Genomic DNA, 2979 nt, shown 5'->3' on the forward strand with positions numbered 1-2979 from the left:
AATGCGGCAATTAAAAGCATTACAACTATAATATAGGGTCTTTTGTTTTTTAATGTTTCAACAGACACGATTGAAAATTTAACTAAAAAATATATTACTATCGGAAATTGAAACATTAAGCCGAATACAAGCATAAGCCAGCCGGAAAGGCCTAAAAAATTACTTATTCCAAGCATCGGTTTAATTTGCTCGGTTGTAAAACTCATGGAAAATTTTATTATTAACGGTAACACAAATGCGACACAAATTGCAGCACCGAAAATAAATAAAATACTTGAACAAAACACTGCCGTTTTTATAAATTTTTTTTCTTTATCATATAATGCAGGAAGTAAAAACTGCCATATTTTATAAATTATATACGGAAAGCCCATAATAAAAGCAACAACAAAACCTATTTTCAAATTTACTATAAAAACTTCCATAGGGGAAAAGAAATTTAAAGAAAGTGATTGATTTAAAAAACTCCGTTTGATAAGCCAATCAATACAATACGGAGCAAAAAAATAACCTAACGGAAATAAAACGATAAGACAAACAATAACCGAAAGGATTGTTTTTCTTAATTCGGACAAATGATAAGTTAATTTTTCCTGCTCCAAATCCGCCATGTGCAATTACTTATCTTTTTTTTCTTCGGCTTTTACGTCTATGGTTTGTTGCTTATTTACATTATCGGTTGTTTCTTCACCGGCATTGATAATTTCTTCAGACTCTTTCTTTATCAATTCTTTTGCTTTTTTATATTCGTAAGAAGCCCTTGCAATTGATTTTACAAGTTCAGGTATTCTTTTTGCTCCGAACAATAAAACAATTGCTATTACAATCAAAAGTATTTCGGTAAAACCTAAAGACATAAAAACTACCTCCTAAAAAATTGCTTTGCAGTTTTTGGTTTATAAGTTTATCCGGTTATCTGGGTATAATTTATTTTTTAGTTTACAATTTCTTTGTTCAATCTATAACCGAATAACCTTCTTATAACCTGTTATTACTATTTTAAACAGCTTTGCTTTGTTCCATAATTCCTACAACTTCTATTGCTTTTTGCGGACAAACCGTTTGACACACACCGCAACCTATGCATTTTGAACCGTCAAATTGCAACACTCTGTCATCGTTTAAATTTAATGCTTTAGCAGGACATTTAAAAGCACATATTCCGCAATTTACACATAAGTTTCCGTCTATTTTTGCCATACCTATTCTTAAATGTTGTTTTTCTTCCAATGAAATCTTTTTTATTGCACCTGTAGGACAAGCCGAACTGCAAGCATTACAATCGTATTTACAAGAATTTTTTGAATAATCCATATAAATTGCAGAATGACTAAAATCCCTTGGATGAATTACTTTATTAGGACATACCGCAACACATAACTGGCAACTTGTACATTTTGAAGAAAAACTTGAATAATCTCCGGCTCCGGGCGGTAATATTGCTCTTATTTTATCTTTTATAAATAATTTACCTCTAACAAAAGAACTTCCTACACCTGTTGCAATTGCACCTAAAACAAAAGCCGAACCTAAAATAAAATTCCTTCTGCTTTCATCAAACGTAACAGTTTTTTTATTATCAGTTACCGTTGCAAAACTTACGGCTTGTTTCGGACAAACGGACATACACTTTAAACATCTTATACAAAGTTCATTATCTATATTTCTATCTTTTAAATTTATACTTCCGGAAGGACAATTTCTAAAACAAGCACCGCATGTTATACATTTATCATTTATTTTAAGTTTTACTATTCCATATTTTGCAGACAAGCCCAAAAGTGTACCTACGGGACAAATTGCAGTGCAAAAAAATCTTCTTTTAAACAAAACCAAAAATATTAAAATTACAAAAGGAATTAAAGATATTATTAAAGTTAATATAGTAAATTCGTAATTTTGATTTTTTGTTATAAAATTATAAAAAGGTGTCCAAATGCTTGAAGCAATTAACCCGAAATTGGTATACGGGTCCAAAATTTTAAAACCTACGGCCCATCCGCAAGATAAAGCAGCAAATACAAATGCCGCTATTGTATATCTTGTTTTTACCATATTTTTATTGTTATTACTTTTTTTAAAAGATAAAAATCCTATAAAATTTTGTAAAATCCCCAACTGGCAAATTAAAGAACAATAAAACCTTCCGAATAAAAATGTAAAAAACAAAACGGCTAAAACGGATATTAAAACGGACAACGAGAAAGAAGCAATTAAACTTGCAACACACGGTCCCAACTGTATTGCAAAAAAATTTGTAAAAAAATTAAAAACAGCAGTAAAAGCCAAAAAAGAAATTATTAAAATAATTGAGGATATTATTAACCTTAATCGATAAATTATTTTATTTTTATTCATGGCTTTTATTATACAAAAATTAAATTTTTTATTTAATAGCTTGAGAGAAAAAATTTCTTTTTTTTGACCGAAATTTTATAATTTGCTAAATTATGAGAATATGAACAAATATGTTATTTATTCCGATTGCAAATATTTCCCTTTGGACAGACCTTGCATTTATCAAAAAAATAAAAATGCGGTTTGCTCATCGTGTACAAAATATGTTTCCATAAAAAAATCATCCGAAAACTTAACAAATATTTTAATAATAAAGCTCGGCGCCATGGGCGATGTTTTAAGAACAACTTTTATATTGGAAGGTTTAAAGCAAAAATATAAAAACATTTCAATAGATTGGCTTGTAGAAGAAAAAAACAAAGATACTTTGACAGGAAACAAATATATAGATAATATTATTATAAACAATTCAAAAGTTTTTTCGTTTTTAACATCAACCAAATATAATATCGTTATAAACCTTGATCTTGCACCGGAAAGCTTGGCTTTTGCAACAATGGCAATGGCAGATAAAAAAATAGGTTATTGGTTGGACGGCAACAGAAAAATAAAAGCTTCAAATAAATATGCCAGACAATGGCTTTTAACAAGTGCTTATGACACACTGAAAAAAGAAAACAA

Annotated in this window: 4 protein-coding genes; 1 reads left to right on the forward strand and 3 read right to left on the reverse strand. The window is 29.2% G+C overall.

Annotation, left to right across the window (positions count from 1 at the left end; all coding sequences use genetic code 11):
• The 3 genes from tatC to ACMUOV_RS05035 form a co-directional block, all read right to left on the reverse strand.
• On the reverse strand, positions 1 to 611 hold a 611-nt coding region (tatC, locus tag ACMUOV_RS05025; RefSeq protein WP_413854017.1), incomplete at its 3' end, for a twin-arginine translocase subunit TatC.
• A 6-nt stretch (positions 612 to 617) separates the two neighbouring features.
• Positions 618 to 857 (reverse strand): twin-arginine translocase TatA/TatE family subunit, encoded by a 240-nt coding sequence (locus tag ACMUOV_RS05030; protein ID WP_413854014.1) that lies wholly within the window; start codon positions 855 to 857, stop codon positions 618 to 620.
• Between the two features lie 142 nt (positions 858 to 999).
• The gene (locus ACMUOV_RS05035; protein ID WP_413854015.1) at positions 1000 to 2358 is read right to left on the reverse strand and encodes a 4Fe-4S binding protein; all 1359 of its coding nucleotides are present in this window, start codon (positions 2356 to 2358) and stop codon (positions 1000 to 1002) included.
• A gap of 100 nt (positions 2359 to 2458) precedes the next feature.
• Here ACMUOV_RS05035 and ACMUOV_RS05040 point away from each other — a divergent pair.
• Positions 2459 to 2979: glycosyltransferase family 9 protein (locus tag ACMUOV_RS05040; protein WP_413854016.1), on the forward strand; the 521-nt coding region annotated here is incomplete at its 3' end.

This window comes from Candidatus Ruminimicrobium bovinum, from assembly GCF_902760015.1.
Taxonomy (GTDB): Bacteria; Elusimicrobiota; Endomicrobiia; order Endomicrobiales; family Endomicrobiaceae; genus Ruminimicrobium; species Ruminimicrobium bovinum.

Bases quoted from the DNA above. Each gene is read 5' to 3' on its own strand.
- ACMUOV_RS05030 (WP_413854014.1), bottom strand. From the start codon at position 857: ATGTCTTTAGGTTTTACCGAAATACTTTTGATTGTAATAGCAATTGTT.
- ACMUOV_RS05035 (WP_413854015.1), bottom strand. From the start codon at position 2,358: ATGAATAAAAATAAAATAATTTATCGATTAAGGTTAATAATATCCTCA.